Here is an 18,536-nt window from a genome sequence, read left to right as displayed (position 1 = left end):
GCTCAGGATTCCGGGCTGGTGGCAGTGTCGGCGGGCGCGGGTGCGCCTTGTGGTTGCGCTTGCGGCGCGTCGTCGTCGGCGCGGCCTTCGCGCACGGCTTCGGCTTCGATGCGCAGTTCCACCGTATCGCCGATCATCGATTTCCATGCATCGATGCCGAACTCCGCACGGCTCAGCGTGGCCGTGGCCGAGAACCCGGCGGTGCGGCGGAACGGCGGTAGCGGATGGCGCTTGAGCGCATTGAGGGTGACATCCAGGGTGACCGGGCGGGTGACCCCGTGCAGGGTCAGATTGCCGGTCACCCTGGCGTGGTTCTGCCCGCTGGCTTGCACCTGCGTGGAGACGAAATGTGCGTCGGGAAAGCGCTCGGCGTCGAGTAGGTTGCGTGCCAGGGTGGCCTGGTTCCACTTGACATCGCCCAGGTCGGTGCGGTGCAGGGGCACGGTGACGTCCAGGCGCGCCGCAGCCCAGTCGTCCGGGTCGAACACCAGCGTGCCGGTAGTTCCGGAGACGGTGCCCAATGCCTTTGAAAATCCGGCATGTTCGACCGCGAACAGCACCCGCGTGTGCACCGGATCCAGCGCGTAACGCACCGGTGCGGCGGTTGCGGCAAGGCTGGCCACGAGCAGGGCGGGAAGCAGCGACAGGCGGGCGAGTAGCGTCATGGGGGGATTCTAGACATATCCCGCAGCAGCGCGCTCGGCTTGCGCTCGCAACATTCCGTTGCGAGCATACGGACTGGACGTGGAAAGGATGCCCACATGCGTGCGCTTGCTGTCTTGCTGGTCCTGCTGCTGGGCGCACTGCCCTGCGCGGCGAAGATTCCGGAGATCCCGCGCTTCCGGATCGTGGGTCCCAGCGACGGCCTTCCATCGACCATGGTGGTTGCGATCCACCAGGATCGTGCCGGCTATCTGTGGCTTGGCACCCTGGATGGTCTGGTGCGGTACGACGGCGCAGGTTTCAGGACCTGGCGACACGATCCGTCCGACCCGGCATCGTTGCCCTGCAATGCAATCCAGGCGCTGCACATCGATGCGCTGGACAGGATATGGGTCGGCTGCGGAAAGACGCTGAGCGTCATGGATGCCGGACGAAGCCGCTTCCGGCACTACCGCACGGTTGAGCATCCGTCGATGAAGGACGGCGAGATCTACAGCATCGCTGCGTTCGACGGCGCCATCTGGGCCGGAACCACGACCGGCGCGCTGATTCGCATCGATCCTTCCGGGGCGATGTCGTCGGTGGATCTGGGGGCGGTCGATGGCGGCCTTGACCAGGCCATGGTCATGAACCTTGCGGCGGACAACCGGCAGCGGCTGTGGATCGGAACCAGCAGTGGACTGGCGTACTACGACGGAAAACGGCTGCACCGCGTCTATTTCCCGGACGAACCGAACCAGCAGTCTGCCATCTTCGGTCTGCAATGGGCGGGGGACCGTCTGTGGCTGGGCAGCGAGTCGGGATTGCACGTCATGGGATCCGACGATCAGTGGCAGCCGCTGCCCTGGGGGACGATGTTCGGCACGGGTAACGAATTCTGGGGCGCAGTGGCTGCCCCGGACGGCGAATTCTGGCTGGGAAGCGGACGCGGTCTGTGGCGGACCCGCGGCGCGCGTCCGCCGGTGCCTGCCTTCAGCGGCGAAGGGCCATTGTCGCGCCGTAATGTTGTTGGCCTGCTCGGAGCAGCGGATGGCGGGCTATGGGTTCCGATGCATGGCATCGGCCTTGGGTACCTGCCGGCAGACTGGAAGCGCACTGCCGTGCTCAAACCCGCCGTGCCCGCGGGCGATGCCATCTATTGCAACCTGGCCCCGGCCACTCGTTCCGGAGGCTTGTGGCAGGTCGATGCGGAAGGTCGCTTGTTGCGCGTCGATCCAGGCACTGGCGACATGTTTCAGACAGGGGTGCAGTCGTCGCAACTCAAGGACATGGAATTGGTGTCGGCGCTGGAGGATCGCCTGCAACGTGTCTGGCTGGGCAATCTGAGCTTTGGCCTTTCCCGCATGGACCTGCGTACCGGCGAATTCATCCACTGGCCGTCCGATGGCCCTGAACCGGCGTCGGCGCTCTCGGCGCCTGACTGGATCATCGAGGATGGCGAGACGGTGTGGATGGCCTTCATCGACATGCTGCAGCAGCGCGATCTGCGTAGCGGGCGTGTCCTGCAGCGCATCACGCAGCAGGACCTGCACGGCTTGCGCGATATCGCCGTACAGCAGCTGGAGCAAGGCCCGGACGGACGTGTCTGGGTTGCGGGCGAAGGCGGCATGTTTGCCTGGGACGAAGCGTCCCACCAGTTCGTGCCGGTTGCAGGGCTGGAAGGAACGCAGATCCAGGCATTTGCCGGCCAGTCGCCGGAGCAGGTGTGGGTGTATCGGGCCGACGGTGCGGAACAATGGAAGAAAACCGCAACCCGTTGGGTGCGCGTGCGCCAGGTGGGCCGGGCCGATGGCCTGAGCGGATTCGATGCGTCCGCCATGCGGATCGACCCGCGTGGCAGGGTCTGGATTTCCAGCTTGCGCGGGCTATGGCGGATCGACCCGTCGGTGACACCGGCACGCCTGCGCAACATCGGCACACGCGATGGATTGACCAGCCAGGAGTTCATTCAGCATTGTCTGCTGATGGCGGGCGATACCCTGATCGGGGCGACCAGCGATGGCTCCACCGTGCTGCTGGATACCGCAATGCCCGATATCGCACCGTTTGTTCCGGCGCTGCAGCTGGAACATGTCAGCGTGCTACGCAACGGCGCACGCATCGCGTTGCCAATGGACCGCCCGTTCCAGCTGGGCCCCGGAGATCGGCAGCTGCAGATCGTCAGCCGTCTGCTGTCCTACAGCGATCCGCTGTCCAATCGTTACCGCAGTTTCCTGAAAGGCTTCGACACCGAATGGCAGACCTCGGGCAACGCCGGAGTCCGGGAATTTGCCAGCTTGCCGGCCGGTCGCTACGAGCTCGCGTTGCAGGGAGTGGATCCGCTGGGCAATCGCTCGCAGATACGCTCGCTGCGGTTCTCGGTCAATCCACCATGGTGGCGCAGCGACGCAGGCATCGCGCTGCTTTGCCTGCTCGTGTTGCTGCTGGGCGCACTGCTTGCGGCCGCCTATCGCCGCCGTGTGCGCATGCGCGCGCAATGGCAGCTGGCCCAGCACAAGCGCGAGCTGGCCGAACAGGCCTCGTTGGCCAAGACGCGCTTTCTGGCAACCCTCGGGCACGAGGTGCGCACGCCGATGACCGGTGTGCTGGGCATGAGCGAGTTGCTGCTGCAGACGCCGCTGGATGGACGCCAGCAGGGCTATGCCGGTGCGATCCAGTCGGCAGGCAAGCATCTGCTGCGGCTGGTCAACGATGCGCTGGATCTGGCGCGGATCGAGGCCGGCAAGCTGCCGCTGGACTATCGCGACTTCGACCTGCGCCAGCTGATCAGCCAGGTGGCCGAGCTGGTGCGCCCGAGCGCCGAGCAGAAGCAGCTGGCCTTCACCTGCGAGCTGGATGAGGCACTGCCGCCGGCATTGCACGGCGATGCCAGCCGCGTGCAGCAGATCCTGCTCAACCTGCTGTTCAATGCGGTCAAGTTCACCGAGCGTGGCAGCGTCAGCCTGCGTGTGGCGGTGGTGCCGCAAAGCGACACGCAAGGCATCCGGATCGAGGTGTGCGATACCGGCCCGGGCATGAGCGCAGAACAGCGCGGGCGCCTGTTCCAGCGCTTCGAGCAGGCCGAAGGCGCCGTGACGCTTGCCCGGCATGGCGGCAGCGGCCTGGGCCTGGCGATCTGCCGCGAACTGGCGGCGGCGATGGGCGGTGCGGTCACGGTCAGCAGCGAGTTGGGGCAGGGGGCCTGTTTTGTGGTGGAGCTGCCGCTGCGCTGGGCGAGTGCGCTGCCCGCGGTGCCTGCGTCTGCACGCGCGAATTCGCTGCAGGCACAGGCACCATTGCAGTTGCTGCTGGTCGAGGACGACCCGACCGTGGCGCAGGTGATCGTTGGCCTGCTGCAGACGCGTGGTCACCAGGTCACCCATGTCCTGCATGGTCTGGCGGCGTTGGCCGAGCTGAGCACGCACAGCTTCGACGCGGGCCTGTGCGACCTGGACCTGCCCGGCATCGACGGTGCGGCGTTGGTGGCGCAGTTGCGCGCGCGCGGCGTGCGCTTTCCGATCGTGGCGATCACCGCACGTGCCGATGCCGACGCGGAACCGCAGGCGATGGCTGCCGGTTGCAATGGCTTCCTGCGCAAGCCGGTCACCGGCGAGTTGCTGGCGCAGGCACTGGCACGTGCGCTGGCCGCCGCCGCCGCGCATGACGTCCCGGCCGCCGACTGAGCGCGGCCACCACAAGCTGGCGCGCGGTTGTCAGGCGGGTGCGGCCGGCGCACCCGGAGCCGGAGTGTACGATTGGTACATGCCGACGCCGAGCACCGTCCGTGCTCGTCTGGCGGCCGCGCAGCTGGCGATGGGGACAGGGATGAACATGAAAAACGTGCTGCTGCCGTTTGCACTCGTGCTGTTGCTGCTTGGCGCCGATGCAGCAGCGGTGAATCAGATCGAGACCCCGCGCATGCGCCGGTTCGGGGCGGCCGAAGGCTTGCCTTCGCGCATGGTGCTGGCCTTGGCGCAGGACGGGCAAGGCTATGTCTGGGCAGCCACCAGCGACGGCCTGGCACGCTATGACGGCATCGGCTTGCAGGTCTGGCAGCATGATCCGCGCAGCGCAGGCTCGATTCCCGGCAACGAGGTCGAAACGCTGTTTGTCGACGATCGCGACAGGGTCTGGCTGGGCATCAATGGTTCGCCGCTCACCATGCTCGACACAGGGCGTGCGGCCTTTGCGACGTTTCCTGCGGTGTCCGAGGCCTGCGCCGGGCAGGTCTGGTCGCTGGCGCAGGCGCAGGGCGCAATCTGGGTCGGCGGCAGCGGCGGCGGCCTGTGCCGACGCGAGGAAAATGGCCGGGTGACGGTCTTCCGCGCAACGCCGGATGCGCCGGACGGACTTCCCAGCGACACCATCATGAGCATGCTGACCGATGCGCGCGGCCGGCTATGGATAGGCACCGCCAGCGGCCTGGTGATGCGCGATGGTGAGCGCTTCGTGCGCATTGCGCCGGACCGGCTGAGCAGCACGGTTTTCAAGCTGAGCAAGGATCCTGACGGCACGCTGTGGGTAGGCAGTAGCAAGGGCCTGTACCGAGTGACGCCCGCCGGCGTGCTGGAGCCTGCGCCCTGGGGCGGATCTGCCGGCGTCCGTGCCGGCACCGTGGTGCACGATGTGCATGGTGGCTATTGGGTGGGCGCGGCCGACGGGTTTTTCCGGGTTGCACCTGGCGAAACCAGGCTGCGTGTCCTGGAAGGCGATCGCGGCAGCGGCTTTCTCACCGCCCATAGCGGTGTGCTCGATGTCATGCAGGACCGCCAGGGAGGACTATGGCTCGGGATGATTTCCCAGGGCGTGGCGTACCTGCCACCGGACTGGCGACGCTTTTCCACGATTTTCGAGACGCAGGGCAAGCCGCTGGAAAGCTTGTACCTGGTCAACGCTGCCGCCGATGGCGACAGTTTCCTGGTGACCACCGGCGAAGGGATCTACCGGGTCGGCGACCAGGGCGAGGTGGTCCCTGTGGTGCAGAGCGAGGTGTTGGGCGGCGGTACGGTGCAATCGGTGCTGCCGACCGGCGACGGCAGTCTGTGGGTCGCGCTGCGCGAGAGCGTGGTCCGCTACACCCCGAAAACCGGGGAGACACGCAAGCTCGCGATGGGGTTCGGTACCTCCGATACCCACCGGGTGGAGCTGATGGCGCCGGGTATCGGTGGCGAATTCTGGCTGTCGATCGTGGAGGGCGGCGTGCAGCGGCGTGCGGCGGACGGGCGGCTGCTGGCAACGTTCCATTTCGGTACCGATCTCAGTGAGGTTGGCGGCATGGTGCAGCAACTGCTGATACGGCCCGATGGCTCGGCGTGGGTTGCAGCCGGTGATGGGCTGTGGGTCTGGCAGGGCGAGCGCTTTCGGCAGGTGATCGGCGATGCCAGTCACGAGGTCTACGCGCTGGCGTTCGTATCGCCGCAGGAGTTCTGGGTCGGGCGCCCGGGTGCGCTGGAGCGCTATCACTGGGATGGCCGGCAGGCGCGCCTGCTGGAGCGGGTCGGGCGCGAGCACGGTCTGCCGGCCAGCTGTCTCTTATACACATNATGTGTATAAGAGACAGGGCCCTGGGCGGCACGGACACGGTGTGGGCGACGACCGCGCGGGGTCTGTTCGCCTACACGCGCGGCAAGCCCCAGGTGCGCATGTTCGGCCAGCGCGGTGGCCTGCCGGACAACGAATTTTCGATGCGTCCGCCAGTCACCGGACCAAACGGGCAGGTGCTGGCGCTGACCACGAGCGGCCTGGTGCTGTTCGATCCGGCGCGGCCGTTCGCTCCGGCGCCACCGGCGCGCCTGGTGATCGAATCGGTGCAGGTGCGGCGCAACGATGCCGAACGCTCGCAGCCGATTGCGCACAACCGGCCGGTGGTGCTGCAGGCGCGCGACCGCGATCTGCGCATCAGTGCGCGATTGCTGTCGTTCATCGATCCGGCCGCCGCGCATTATCGGTACCGCATCGATGGCTACGACGAACGTTGGGTGGAGCAGGGCGCCAGCGGCGAGCGGGTGATCTCGCGCCTGCCGCCGGGCGACTACCGCGTCCAAGTGCAGGCGCGGACCGGCGACGGCGACTGGGTCGTCGCGCCGACGCTGCAGCTGGAAGTGCGCCCGCCGTGGTGGCTGAGTAGCGCGGCGCGCCTGGTCGCCGCAGCGCTGTGCGCGTTGCTGTTCTGCCTGGGCGTATGGGGATGGCGGCGACGCGCGCGGCGGCAGCAGCAATGGGTGCTGGCGCAACAGCGGCAGCAACTCGCCGAGCAGGCATCGCTTGCCAAGTCACATTTCCTGGCGACGCTGGGGCACGAGGTACGCACGCCGATGACCGGTGTGCTCGGCATGAGCGAACTCCTGCTGGCCACACCGCTGGATGCCAGGCAGCGCAGTCACGTCGATGCGATCCGCAAAGCGGGCGCACATCTGCTGCGGTTGGTCAACGATGCGCTGGATCTGGCACGTATCGAAGCGGGCAAACTGGAACTGGTGCAGCAGCCGTTCGACCCGGGGCAGCTGACCCAGGAGCTGGCAGACTTCATGCATCCGATCAGCGAAGCGCGCGGATTGCGCTTCCACTATCGCAATCAACTGCCTGCGCCGCTGGTCGTGCTGGGCGATGCGACGCGGGTACGCCAGATCCTGATCAACCTGCTCGGCAATGCGATCAAGTTCTCCGAACGCGGCGAGGTCTCCCTGACCGTCAGCCAGCATGCCGGACTGCTGCGCTTCAAGGTGCGCGATTCCGGGCCGGGGATCGGGCCGGAGCAGCAGAAGCGCCTGTTCCAGCGCTTCGAGCAGGGCGAAGGCGCACGTACCAGCTCGCGCTATGGCGGCAGCGGTCTGGGGTTGGCCATCTGCCAGGAGCTGACCGTGGCGATGAAGGGCCAGATCCGGGTACGCAGCCGGATCGGCGTCGGCACCCAGTTCACCGTGGATCTGCCGCTGCCGATCGACCGCTCCGGCACGCGCCCCGGCGGTGGCGAGGTGCATGCGGTTGCCGGTGAGTCCCTGCGCATCCCTGTCTCTTATACACATCTAGATGTGTATTATAGACAGCATTGTTCAGGCCGCGATGTCGGCGAGCGATGGCACGGTACAGGCTTGAGACGGTCAAGCGCANACATCTAGATGTGTATAAGAGACAGTGCTTGCGCTCACCGGATCGGCGCCATCGGGCTGCAGCGAGGTATGCGACATGCGGCCCACATGCCACAGCTGGGCGAAGATCTTGCCCTGCCGCGCACGGGTTGGCTGCATTGTCGGAGGCTGTCGATGGCGGCTTCGATGTCGCGTTGCTGGATCTGGATCTGCCCGGCCTGGACGGTTTCGCGCTGGCATCGCAGCTGCGTCAGCTTGGCCATGCGTTCCCGCTGCTGGCGGTGACCGCACGCGCCGACAGCGATGCCCAGACCCAGGCGCAGGCCGCAGGCTTCGATGGATTTCTGCGCAAGCCGGTCACCGCCGACCTGTTGGTCGAAGCGATCGCGGCCGCGCGGCAGGCGCGCGCGGCCCGGGTGCAGCCGGTCGAGGAACCGGTGTGGAGTGGGAACGCATGAGCACGCGGCAGGCGCGTCCGGGCTTGCCCGCACCGCGTGCGGCCCGCACTATGCGGCGACTTGTCGTGAAACCTGTCCAGTGCGCTTTTTTTCGTGTTGTTCCTGTTGGTTGATCGTGGCGGTGTTGCTGTGGCTGTGCGCCGCGGTGCAGCCCGCGCGGGCGACCTCGCGCGCACTGCTCATGCCGGTCCCCAGCCAGATCACGGTTGCCGACGGGCTGCCCTCGGACACCGTCAGTGAGCTTGCCGAAGACCAGCAGGGCTACCTCTGGATCGCCAGCGATGATGGTTTGGCCAGATTCGATGGCCGCAACTACCGCATCTGGCGGATGGAAGAAGGGCTGGCCAGCAACGCGATCTGGACCCTCTGCGTCGATCGCGACAATCGGGTGTGGATGGGGTTCGAGAACGGCGGTGCCGGCTTTCTGGAGTCCAAGACACGCACGTTCAGGCGGCTGGAGAACCCGCAGTTTCCGGAGCTGCGCGAAATCACGGTCTGGGCGCTGGCCAACACGCCGAACGGCGATGTCTGGCTAGGCACCGCTGCCCACGGACTGTACCGGCGACGTCCCGACGGCAGCATGCAGCGGTTCTCCAACGTGCCCGGCGACCCGACCAGCCTGCCGTCCGACAGCGTGATCGGGTTCGCGGTCGCGCCCGACGGAACCTTGTGGATCGGCACCCATGGCGGGCTGGCGCGCTGGGACGGCGCGCACTTCCAGCGGGTGGCGCTGCCCGGAACCACGCAGGCGGTCAATCGGCTGTACATGGAACGCAGCGGCGACACCTTGTGGGTATCGGATGTGGTCGGCGATGCGTTTGGCGTGGACGCCGCCGGCCAGGTGCGGCCCCAGCCATGGCAGAACGCCGAGGGCAAGCGGCGGGTCTTGGGGGTGTTGCTGCACGATCGCAGCGGGCGCTACTGGCTGGACACCGACAGCGGCCTGGGCCTGTCCACCGCAGGGACCGAGATCAGCAGCGTGCCGGTCTACAGCCTGGCGGCACACGGCCTGGTCAGGCGCAACTGGATCGCGGCCTACGAAGATCGCGAGGGCGGGCTGTGGTTTGCGGCGCTCGAAGGCGGCCTGTGGCATCTGCCTCCGCATTGGGACACCTTTGCGGTACTGGCCCACCACGCCAACGATCCCAAGTCGCTGACCAATCCGTCGGTGCTGGCGACGGCGTCTTCGGCCGCGGGCGGCGTCTGGCTGGCTGGCTCGCGGAATGTGCTGGAGTATCTGGATGCGGCGACCGGCCAGCTGCAGACGCATCTGGCCCAGCTCGACACCCGTTCGCCCGATTCCATGCTCGAAAGCCGGCGTGGGCTGGTCTGGATCGGCGTCGCAGGCAAGCTGATCCGCTACGACCCGCGGACCCGGCAAGTCAGACGCTGGCAGTTGCGTGAAGATGCCGAGCCCGATCCCGACGGTTCCGCAGACCGACCGGGCTGGATGGCAGAGGACGCGCAGGGCCGGCTGTGGGTGACCGTGCTGGAATACGGCCTGCAAATCCGCGACCAGCAGGGGCAGCTGCTGCGCACCATCGTCAGTGGCAGCCATGGACTGGAGGTGTTGACCATCCTGGACATCCGGCTTGGCCCGGATGGTCAGATCTGGCTGAGCAACAACGCCGGCCTGCGGCGCTGGGACCCTGCTGCCGACCGCTTCGTCCCCGTCGACGGCGCGCCGTCCCTGCCGACCTACCTGTTCCGGCTTGGCGAGGGCGGCGTGGTCTGGATCGGGCTGGCGGGCGAGATCCGGCGCTATCTGTGGGACGGAAAGCGTCTCAAGCACCTGGATACCGTCGGAAACGCGCAGGAGTTTCCGATGGTGGCGCCCAACGGCCTGGTGGTCGACGCCCGGGGAGTGGCCTGGGTGTCCAGCCAGCGCGGCCTGATCCGGATCGATCCCGGCAGCCGCCTGGTGCGTGTGTATGGGGTGCACGATGGCCTTCCCAACCAGCAGCTGCAGATCAATACCCTGGTGCAGGCCGGCAGCGGGCGGATCGTGGCTGCATCGCCCGACGGGGTGGTGGTGTTCGATCCGGCCACGATGCGCCCCAGCACGCGCCGGCCGCCGTTGATCATCGAACGCGTGGGCTTGCGGCGCGGGGAGCGCGGCCTGGACATCACCGGGCAAGAGCCGTTGACGATGCAGGACGACGATCGCGACCTGCACATCGTCGCGCGCCTGCTCAGCCTGGCCGATTCGGAGTCCAACAGCTACCGCTTCCGCCTGAGTGGCTACGACCCGGACTGGATCGATGTCGGACCCAGTGGCGAGCGGCTGTTTTCGCGGCTGCCCGCAGGGCATTACACGCTGGAAGTCCAGGGGCGTACCGCCGACGGGATCTGGTCGGCCAGCCAGACGCTGCATTTCCAGGTATTGCCGCCGTGGTGGCTCGCTCCATGGGGGCTGGTCCTGCTGGGCGTGCTCGCCCTGTGCATCGTTGCCGCGGCGGTGCTGCTGTATCGCCGCCGCCTGCGGCGCTTGAATGCCTGGCAACTGGCGGTGCACAAGCAGGAACTGGCCGAGCAGGCGTCGTTGGCCAAGACGCGTTTCCTGGCCACGCTCGGCCACGAGGTGCGTACCCCGATGACCGGCGTGCTGGGCATGAGCGAGCTGTTGCTCAAGACCTCGCTGGACAACAGGCAGCGCAGCTACACCGAATCGATCCGTCGCGCCGGCGCGCATCTGCTGCGCCTGGTCAACGATGCGCTGGATCTGGCGCGGATCGAATCCGGACGCCTGGAACTGGACCTGGAGCCCTTCTCGGTCCGCCAGCTGGTGGCCGAGGTGGAAGGCCTGATGGCGCCACTGGCGCAGGAGCGCGGCCTGCGTTTCAGCCTGGAAGTCGGGCTGCTCGGCGACATCACCGCCAGCGGCGATGTCACCCGCATCCGCCAGATCCTGCTCAACCTGCTCAGCAATGCGATCAAGTTCACCGAGCGCGGCGTGGTCGCGCTCAAGCTGACCACCCTGGGCTCGTATCAAGGACTGCGTTTCGAGGTGGCCGATACCGGGCCGGGCATCAATGCCGACCAGAAAGCGCGCCTGTTCCAGCGCTTCGAGCAAGGCGACGGCGCCAGGACCGCCTCGCGCTACGGCGGCAGCGGCCTGGGCCTGGCCATCTGCCAGGAACTGGCGATGGCCATGGGCGGGCATATCGAGGTGATCAGCCGGCTCGGTGCCGGCACGCGCTTCGTGGTCGATCTGCCGCTGCGCTGGGTCGCCTCCAATGCCACGCTCGGCGGCGAGGTGGCGCGCGCCGGTGGCATGGCCGCCACGCAGCGCATTCTGCTGGTGGAAGACGAACCCACCATCGCCGAGGTCATCGTGGGCCTGCTGCGCTCGCAAGGCCACTCGGTGGTGCATGCGCCGCACGGGCTGGCCGCGCTGACCGAAGCGGCCGACAACACCTTCGACCTGGCCTTGCTGGACCTGGATCTACCCGGGCTGGACGGCTTCGCGCTGGCGCGGCAGCTGCGCGTGTTCGGTTACGACATGCCGTTGATCGCGGTGACCGCGCGCTCGGACGAAGAGGCCGAACCCACCGCGCAGGAGGCGGGGTTCGACGGTTTCCTGCGCAAGCCGCTGACCGGCGACATGCTGGCCGACACCATCGCCGAGGTGCTGCAGCGCGAACGCCCGCGCGATGAGATATAGCGCCGGCCGCCGCAGCCGGCTCGCCGGCCAACCGCGCATGCGCCCTTTGTCCGCATGGCACCGGTCGATTCCGCATCGCTGTATCGCTACTCGGCCACTTCCTCCACCTGCCTGGGATGCGGCCGGGTCTCGGCCAGCTGCCAGAAGATCAGCGTCGAGGACAAGGTGATGCCACCGACGCACAGGAAGGTCGCATGCAGCGCCGCGGTGGCGCCGTGGCTGTCGCCCAGGTGCGTGTTGAAGGCGGCCAGCAGGCTGCCCGCCGCCGCCGCGCCGAACCCGGTGGCCAGCATCATCACCATCGACAGCAAGCTGTTGCCGGGGCTGGCCTGCTCGCGATCCAGGTCGCGCAGGGTCACGGTGTTCATGACGGTGAACTGCAGCGAGTTCACCGCGCCAAAGCACGCCAGCTGCACCAGCCGCAGCCCTAGCGGCTGGCCGACATCGATCAAGGCGAAGCTGGCCATCGCCAGGCCCACCAGCACGGTATTGAGCATCAACACGCGGCGGTAGCCGAAGCGACCGACCAGCTTCACCGCGGCCCGCTTGGCGGCCATGCCGGCCAATGCCACCGGCACCATCATCAGCCCGGCATTCATCGGGCTCATGCCCAGGCCAACCTGCAACAACAGCGGAATCAGGAACGGCATCGAGCCGCTGCCCACCCGCGCGAACAGGTTGCCCAGGATGCCGATGCGAAAGCTGGCCACCTTGAACAAGGCCAGCGGAAACAACGCCGCCGGCGCGCTGGCCGCATGCAGCCAGTAACCGGCCAGCGCAGCGAGCCCGCCGATCGCCAGCAGCATGACGAAGGCGTGGCGCAGGCCGAGTTCGGAGATCCCGTCCAACGCCAACGACAACGCCACCATGCCGAACGCCAGCATCAGATAGCCGATCAGATCGAAGCGCTGGCGCGCATCGCCGTAATGGTCGGGCATGATCTTCAGCGCGGCAATGAAACCAATCACGCCGATCGGCAGGTTGATCAGGAACACCCAATGCCACGAGGCGACTTCGACCAGGTAGCCGCCCAGCGTGGGGCCGATCAGCGGGCCGATCAATGCGGGAATCGCGATGAAGCTCATCGCACGCAGGAAGTCGGTGCGCGCCACGGTCTTGAGCACCGCCAGCCGGCCCACCGGCAGCAGCATTGCCCCGCCGATGCCTTGCAGCACGCGTGCGGCCACCAGTTGCGGCAGCTGTTGCGCGGCCGCGCACAGCAGCGAGCCCAGCGTGAACACGATGATCGCCGCCAGGAAGGTGCGCCGGGTACCGAAGCGGTCGGCAATCCAGCCCGAGGCGGGAATGAACATCGCCACCGCCAACGCATAGCTGAAGACCACCGACTGCATCTGCAGCGGGCTTTCGTGCAGGCTGGCCGCCATCGACGGCAACGCCGTATTGACGATGGTGGCATCCAGCATCTGCATGAAGATCGCCAGCGACACCAGCCACAGCAGCGGCTTGATGGTGTCGTAGGCGCGCGGGGCGGGGACCGACTGGGACATGGCGACCACTGTCGAAGAGACCGGACATTATCCCCATGCCGGTGTGCAGGGACTCGGAAAAACGTGCGACGTTGTGGCCCGGGGATCTGATGAATCTCCGGCTCCAGCTGCGAAAGCGCAGCTTGAATGCCTGGCTCTTGGATCAACGGCCATGCCGGATGGCTGCAGCACCGCGCGGCCGACCAACGTCGCCCATGCCCTCTGCGCGCTTGCGCGAATGGGTCGGTCTGCCGAGGCGCTTGCCCGCGCACCGGCAGTCGATGTTTCGGTCATTGGGCGCGCTGGCACGCGCCCCGATCCATCCATCATTCCGCGGTGTCCGGAGCATCGCCGCACACCGCATCTCATGCCGGATCCAGTCGCGCCCAGCTGCGCATCACGTGCGCTTGCGCGAATGCTGCGGTGCGCCGCGGGCGCTTGCCCGCGCACCGGCAGTCGATGTTTCGGTCATTGGGCGCGCTGGTGCGCGCCCCGATCCATCCATCATTCCGCGGTGTCCGGAGCATCGCCGCACACCGCATCTCATGCCGGATCCAGTCGCGACCAGCTGCGCATCACGTGCGGTTGGTCGTGGGGCGCCTTACCGCTTGCTCAGCGTCTGCACCGCGTCCACCAGCACGCCCACGTGTTCGGGATCCATGTCCGGCGACATGCCGTGGCCGAGGTTGAAGACATGGCCTTCGCGCGAGCCGCCATTGCCTTCGGCATAGCTGTCCAGGGTCTTGCCGACTTCGGCGCGGATCGCCTCGGGCGAGCCGTACAGGGTGGCCGGGTCCAGGTTGCCCTGCAGCGCGACGCGGCCGCCGGCGCGCTGGGCGGCGTCGGCCAGCGCGATGGTCCAGTCCACGCCTACCGCTTCGGCACCGCTGGCCGCCAGCTCGCTGACGTAGGCACCGTTGCCCTTGCCGAACAACACCAGCGGGGTGCGCTCGGCACCGTCGCCGCGTTCCAGCTCGCGCGCGATGCGGGTGAGGTAGGGCAGCGAGAACTCGCGGTACATCGCCGGCGACAGCACGCCGCCCCAGGTGTCGAACACCTGCAGCGCCTGCGCGCCGGCCGCGCGCTGCGCCGACAGGTAGGCGATCACGGCATCAGTGACGGTGCCGAGCAGGTGATGCAGCACGTCCGGCGCATTGAAGGCCATCGCCTTGATGCGCGCGTATTCCTTGCTGCCGCCGCCTTCGATCATGTAGCAGGCCAGCGTCCACGGGCTGCCGGAGAAGCCGATCAGCGGCACCGCGCCATCCAGCTCACGGCGGATCAGGCGCACCGCATCCATCACGTAACGCAGCTCGGTCTCCATGTCCGGTACGCCCAGCCGATGGATCGCGGCGGCATCGCGCACCGGGTGGCGGAACTTGGGGCCTTCGCCTTCGACGAAGTACAGCTCCAGGCCCATCGCATCGGGAATGGTCAGGATGTCGGAGAACAGGATCGCCGCGTCCAGCGGAAAGCGTTGCAGCGGCTGCAGCGTCACTTCGCAGGCGATTTCGGGATTCTTGGCCATGCCGAGGAAACTGCCGGCGCGCGCGCGGGTAGCGCGGTACTCCGGCAGGTAGCGGCCGGCCTGGCGCATCAGCCATACGGGGGTGCGGTCCACGGGCTGGCGGTTCAGGGCGCGCAACAGGCGATCGTTCTTGAGCATGGGGAGAAATGTCCTCAAAGCGGCGCGTCGGCGCCGCCGGTGATGAGTTGGAAGCCGCGTTTGAGGTGGGTGTCGCGCGCCTTGTCGAAGGCGCGGTCCGCTTCGTCCTGCAGCAGGTATTGGTCGCGTCGCAGCTGCGAGCGTCCACCGATCTCGCCACTCTCGCGCAGCAGCTCCCAGCCGCCGAACAGATCCGGTTGCAGGGTCAGCTGGACGTAGCGGAGCGGCGCGTTGCCGCCGGGATCGTGTTGCAAGTGGATGCGCATGGCGCCGATTGTAGCCGGGCGGTGCTGAAGGCTGGGGGGCGGTGGGTGCCCTGGCGTGCTCCGGCTGCGAAGGTCCAGCGGGCAGCGGTGGCAACCGGTAGGGAAGATCGGCACGCAGGCATTGCGTAGGAGCGCACCTGGGCGCGATGGGGATTTATCGGGAAGGCCCATCGCGCCCGGGGGCGCTCCTACAGAGGGCGAGTCTTGGGGTNTGCGTAGGAGCGCACCTGGGCGCGATGGGGATTTATCGGGAAGGCCCATCGCGCCCGGGGGCGCTCCTACAGAGGGCGAGTCTTGGGGTGGTCGAGGGCAGCTGCGTGCGGCCTTCCAGCGTTGTGCGGCCTCCCGGCGTTTCGTGCCTGCCTGGTCGGCCTCAACCCGCCGGCAAGGGCCGTGCGGGCCAGCGGACTCTGCGTGGGCGACGTTCCACTTGGTCCGCGCAGGCGCTCGGCTGGCAGGCACTGCGTAGGAGCGCACCTGGGCGCGATGGGGNCTCTGCGTGGGCGACGTTCCACTTGGTCCGCGCAGGCGCTCGGCTGGCAGGCACTGCGTAGGAGCGCACCTGGGCGCGATGGGGATTTACCGGGAAGGCCCATCGCGCCCAGGGGCGCTCCTACAGAGGGCGAGTCTTGGGGTGGTCGAGGGCAGCTGCGTGCGGCCTTCCAGCGTTGTGCGGTCTCCCGGCGTTTCGCGCCTGCCTGGCCCGCCGGCGAGGGCCGTGCAGGCCAGCGGACTCTGCGTGGGCGACGTTCCACTTGGTCCGCGCAGGCGCTCGGCTGGCAGGCACTGCGTAGGAGCGCACCTGGGCGCGATGGGGATTTANGCGCTCCTACAGAGGGCGAGTCTTGGGGTGATCGAGGGCAGCCGCGTACGGCCTTCCAGCGTTGTGCGGTCTCCCGGCGTTTCGCGCCTGCCTGGCCTGCCTAGCCCGCCGGCGAGGGCCGTGCGGGCCAGCGGGCTCTGCGTGGGCGACGTTCCACTTGGTCCGCGCCGGCGCTCGGCTGGCAGGCACTGCGTAGGAGCGCACCTGGGCGCGATGGGGATTTACCGGGAAGGCCCATCGCGCCCGGGGGCGCTCCTACAGAGAGCGAGTCTTGGGGTGGTCGAGGGCAGCCGCGTGCGGCCTTCCAGCGTTGTGCGGTCTCCCGGCGTTTCGTGCCTGCCTGGCCTGCCTGGCCCGCCGGCGAGGGCCGTGCGGGCCAGCGGGCTCTGCGTGGGCGACGTTCCACTTGGTCCGTGCAGGCACTCGGCTGGCAGGCACTGCGTAGGAGCGCACCTGGGCGCGATGGGGATTTATCGGGAAGGCCGATCGCGCCCAAGGGCGCTCCTACAGAGAGCGAGCGTCGGGGTGATCTATGGCAGCTGCGTGCGGCCTTCCAGCGTTGTGCGGTCTCCCGGCGTTTCGNGGCTGGCAGGCACTGCGTAGGAGCGCACCTGGGCGCGATGGGGATTTATCTGGAAGGCCGATCGCGCCCAAGGGCGCTCCTACAGAGAGCGAGCGTCGGGGTGATCTATGGCAGCTGCGTGCGGCCTTCCAGCGTTGTGCGGTCTCCCGGCGTTTCGTGCCTGCGTTGCCGGCCGGCCTCAGGCCGTGAGGATGTCCAGCACTGCTGCCTCATCGACGTCGGGCACCACCTCGGCCTTGCCGATGCCGCGCCACAGCACCAGCCGCAGGCGGCCGGCGATATTTTTCTTGTCCAGCCGCATGCGCCCCAGCAAGGCCTGTGGCGACAGGCCGGCCGGGATCTCGGTGGGCAGCTCGAAGTCGCGCAACAGGGCGCGCAGCGCCTCGGTGTCCTGTGCATCGCTCATGCCCAGCGCAGCCGACAGCCGCGCGGCCAGCACCATGCCCACCGCGACTGCTTCGCCATGGTTGAGGTTGTCGTTGCCAGGCGCGCCGTAGCCTTGTTCGGTCTCGATCGCATGGCCGAAGGTGTGGCCCAGGTTGAGCAGGGCGCGCTCGCCCTTTTCCAGCGGATCGCGCGCCACGATGTCGGCCTTGTGCTCGCAGCTGCGTGCGATCGCCTGCGCCAGGGCGTCGGCATCGCCCTCCAGCAACGTCCGGCGTTCGGCATGCAGCCACTGGAAGAACAGCGGGTCGCGGATGGCGCCGTACTTGATCACCTCGGCGAGCCCGGCGCGCAGCTCGCGCGCGGGCAGGGTGTGCAAGGTGTCGGTATCGGCGATCACCGCGCGTGGCGGATGGAACGCGCCGACCAGGTTCTTGCCCTGCGGGATGTCCACCGCGGTCTTGCCGCCCACCGAGGAATCCACCATCGCCAGCAGGCTGGTGGGCAGTTGCACGCAGTCCACCCCGCGCATCCAGCAGGCAGCAGCAAACCCGGCCAGGTCGCCGACCACGCCGCCGCCGAGCGCGAACACGCAGGCGTCGCGGGTGGCGCCCAGCTCGGCCAGTGCCGCAATCGCAGCGCCGAAATTGTCCAGTGTCTTGGAGGCTTCGCCGGCGGCGATCACCAGCTCGCCCAGCTGCAGGTCCGGGCGCGCCTGCAACAACGCCTTGCGCACGCCGGCGGCGTACTGCGGGGCCACCTGCGAGTCGCTGAGCAGCAGCACGTGGCGGCCGCGCACATGGCTGGCCAGGCGTGCGCCGTCGGCCAGCAGGCCGGGCGCGATGGTGATGGTGTACGGCTGCGCGCCGTCGACATCGACGCTGCGCGAGGAACGGGGAAGTGTCATGCGGGGGGACTCGACATGCGCCATTGCGCGGCCAGGCGCAGCACCAGCTGCGCGGTGGCCTCGGCGGGGGAGAAGTGATCGGTTTCCAGGCTGAGGTCGGCGACCTCCTGGTACAGCGGGGTGCGCTGCGCGGCCATCGCGTGCAGCACCTGCTCGCGGTCGGCGCGTTGCAACAACGGCCGGTTGCGGTCGCGTGCCAGCCGGGTGAGCTGTGCCGGCACGCTGACGTGCAGGTACACCACGAACCCGCGCGCGCGGATGCGCTGGCGGTTGAGCGGATCCAGTACCGCGCCACCGCCGGTGGAAATCAGCTTGTTGTCCTGCGCCAGCAGCGTCTGCAGGGTCTGGACCTCGTGCTGCCGGAATCGCGCTTCGCCGTGCTGTTCGAAAATGGCCGGGATGCTGCTGCCGACCTGCTCGACGATGGCCTGATCCACATCGACGAACTCCAGCCCGAAGCGCTCGGCCAGGCGGCGGCCGATGCAGCTTTTTCCGGCGCCCATCGGGCCGACCATCACGAGATTGGGAGCGGGGTTCATGCGCAGGGATCGTAGCATTCGGGCCCGCG

8 protein-coding genes, 1 other RNA gene and 2 pseudogenes are annotated in these 18,536 nt (G+C 68.0%); 4 read left to right on the top strand and 7 right to left on the bottom strand.

All coding sequences use genetic code 11. The features are described from left to right. Positions 1-2: 2 nt before the first annotated feature. Positions 3-665 (bottom strand): YceI family protein, encoded by a 663-nt coding sequence (locus C0541_RS14615; RefSeq protein ID WP_115049396.1) that lies wholly within the window; start codon positions 663-665, stop codon positions 3-5. A gap of 96 nt (positions 666-761) precedes the next feature. Between C0541_RS14615 and C0541_RS14610 the strand changes: the two genes are divergently transcribed. Further along, complete coding sequence (locus C0541_RS14610) at positions 762-4,325, top strand: hybrid sensor histidine kinase/response regulator (protein WP_115049394.1); 3,564 nt, start codon at positions 762-764, stop codon at positions 4,323-4,325. A gap of 4 nt (positions 4,326-4,329) precedes the next feature. On the opposite strand, the gene C0541_RS14605 is transcribed toward C0541_RS14610, so the two are convergent. After that, positions 4,330-4,406, bottom strand: a non-coding RNA gene (locus C0541_RS14605) — sX9 sRNA. Between the two features lie 67 nt (positions 4,407-4,473). Between C0541_RS14605 and C0541_RS14600 the strand changes: the two are divergent. The 3 genes and pseudogenes from C0541_RS14600 to C0541_RS14590 form a co-directional block, all read left to right on the top strand. After that, positions 4,474-7,652 (top strand): annotated as a pseudogene (locus tag C0541_RS14600) (ATP-binding protein); the annotation flags it as partial. A 197-nt stretch (positions 7,653-7,849) separates the two neighbouring features. After that, a pseudogene (locus C0541_RS14595) lies at positions 7,850-8,188 on the top strand (response regulator); the annotation flags it as partial. Between the two features lie 181 nt (positions 8,189-8,369). After that, positions 8,370-11,852: a hybrid sensor histidine kinase/response regulator gene (locus C0541_RS14590; RefSeq protein WP_161960127.1), complete on the top strand. Its 3,483-nt coding sequence runs from the start codon at positions 8,370-8,372 to the stop codon at positions 11,850-11,852. An 86-nt stretch (positions 11,853-11,938) separates the two neighbouring features. Here the strand turns inward: C0541_RS14590 and mdtD are convergent, their stop codons facing one another. The 5 genes from mdtD to C0541_RS14565 all read right to left on the bottom strand — a co-directional run bounded on the left by mdtD (position 11,939) and on the right by C0541_RS14565 (position 18,507). Then, entirely contained in the window at positions 11,939-13,360 is a 1,422-nt protein-coding gene (gene mdtD, locus C0541_RS14585; protein ID WP_115049390.1) for a multidrug transporter subunit MdtD, read from the bottom strand. Positions 13,361-13,940: 580 nt separating this feature from the next. Then, positions 13,941-15,005, bottom strand: a complete 1,065-nt coding sequence (hemE, locus tag C0541_RS14580; protein ID WP_115049387.1) for a uroporphyrinogen decarboxylase — start codon at positions 15,003-15,005, stop codon at positions 13,941-13,943. Positions 15,006-15,019: 14 nt separating this feature from the next. Continuing rightward, on the bottom strand, positions 15,020-15,271 hold the full coding sequence (locus tag C0541_RS14575; protein WP_104533988.1) for a WGR domain-containing protein: 252 nt from the start codon (positions 15,269-15,271) through the stop codon (positions 15,020-15,022). Positions 15,272-16,855: 1,584 nt separating this feature from the next. Continuing rightward, positions 16,856-17,968 (bottom strand): 3-dehydroquinate synthase, encoded by a 1,113-nt coding sequence (gene aroB, locus C0541_RS14570; RefSeq protein WP_115049385.1) that lies wholly within the window; start codon positions 17,966-17,968, stop codon positions 16,856-16,858. Then, positions 17,965-18,507, bottom strand: coding sequence for a shikimate kinase (locus C0541_RS14565; protein WP_115049383.1), 543 nt, complete (start codon positions 18,505-18,507; stop codon positions 17,965-17,967). The genes aroB and C0541_RS14565 overlap by 4 nt, the downstream gene beginning before the upstream one ends. Between the last annotated feature and the right edge of the window lie 29 nt (positions 18,508-18,536).

This window comes from Xanthomonas arboricola, from assembly GCF_003353015.1.
GTDB lineage: Bacteria > Pseudomonadota > Gammaproteobacteria > Xanthomonadales > Xanthomonadaceae > Xanthomonas > Xanthomonas arboricola_E.
The sequence above is the reverse complement of the archived record's forward strand: the minus strand, read 5'-3'. Positions and strand labels throughout refer to the sequence as shown.

What these genes read in the sequence shown, in the direction of transcription:
- C0541_RS14615 (WP_115049396.1), bottom strand. Translation starts at nt 665, where the DNA reads ATGACGCTACTCGCCCGCCTGTCGCTGCTTCCCGCCCTGCTCGTGGCC.
- C0541_RS14610 (WP_115049394.1), top strand. Translation starts at nt 762, where the DNA reads ATGCGTGCGCTTGCTGTCTTGCTGGTCCTGCTGCTGGGCGCACTGCCC.
- C0541_RS14590 (WP_161960127.1), top strand. Translation starts at nt 8,370, where the DNA reads ATGCCGGTCCCCAGCCAGATCACGGTTGCCGACGGGCTGCCCTCGGAC.
- mdtD (WP_115049390.1), bottom strand. Translation starts at nt 13,360, where the DNA reads ATGTCCCAGTCGGTCCCCGCCCCGCGCGCCTACGACACCATCAAGCCG.
- hemE (WP_115049387.1), bottom strand. Translation starts at nt 15,005, where the DNA reads ATGCTCAAGAACGATCGCCTGTTGCGCGCCCTGAACCGCCAGCCCGTG.
- C0541_RS14575 (WP_104533988.1), bottom strand. Translation starts at nt 15,271, where the DNA reads ATGCGCATCCACTTGCAACACGATCCCGGCGGCAACGCGCCGCTCCGC.
- aroB (WP_115049385.1), bottom strand. Translation starts at nt 17,968, where the DNA reads ATGACACTTCCCCGTTCCTCGCGCAGCGTCGATGTCGACGGCGCGCAG.
- C0541_RS14565 (WP_115049383.1), bottom strand. Translation starts at nt 18,507, where the DNA reads ATGAACCCCGCTCCCAATCTCGTGATGGTCGGCCCGATGGGCGCCGGA.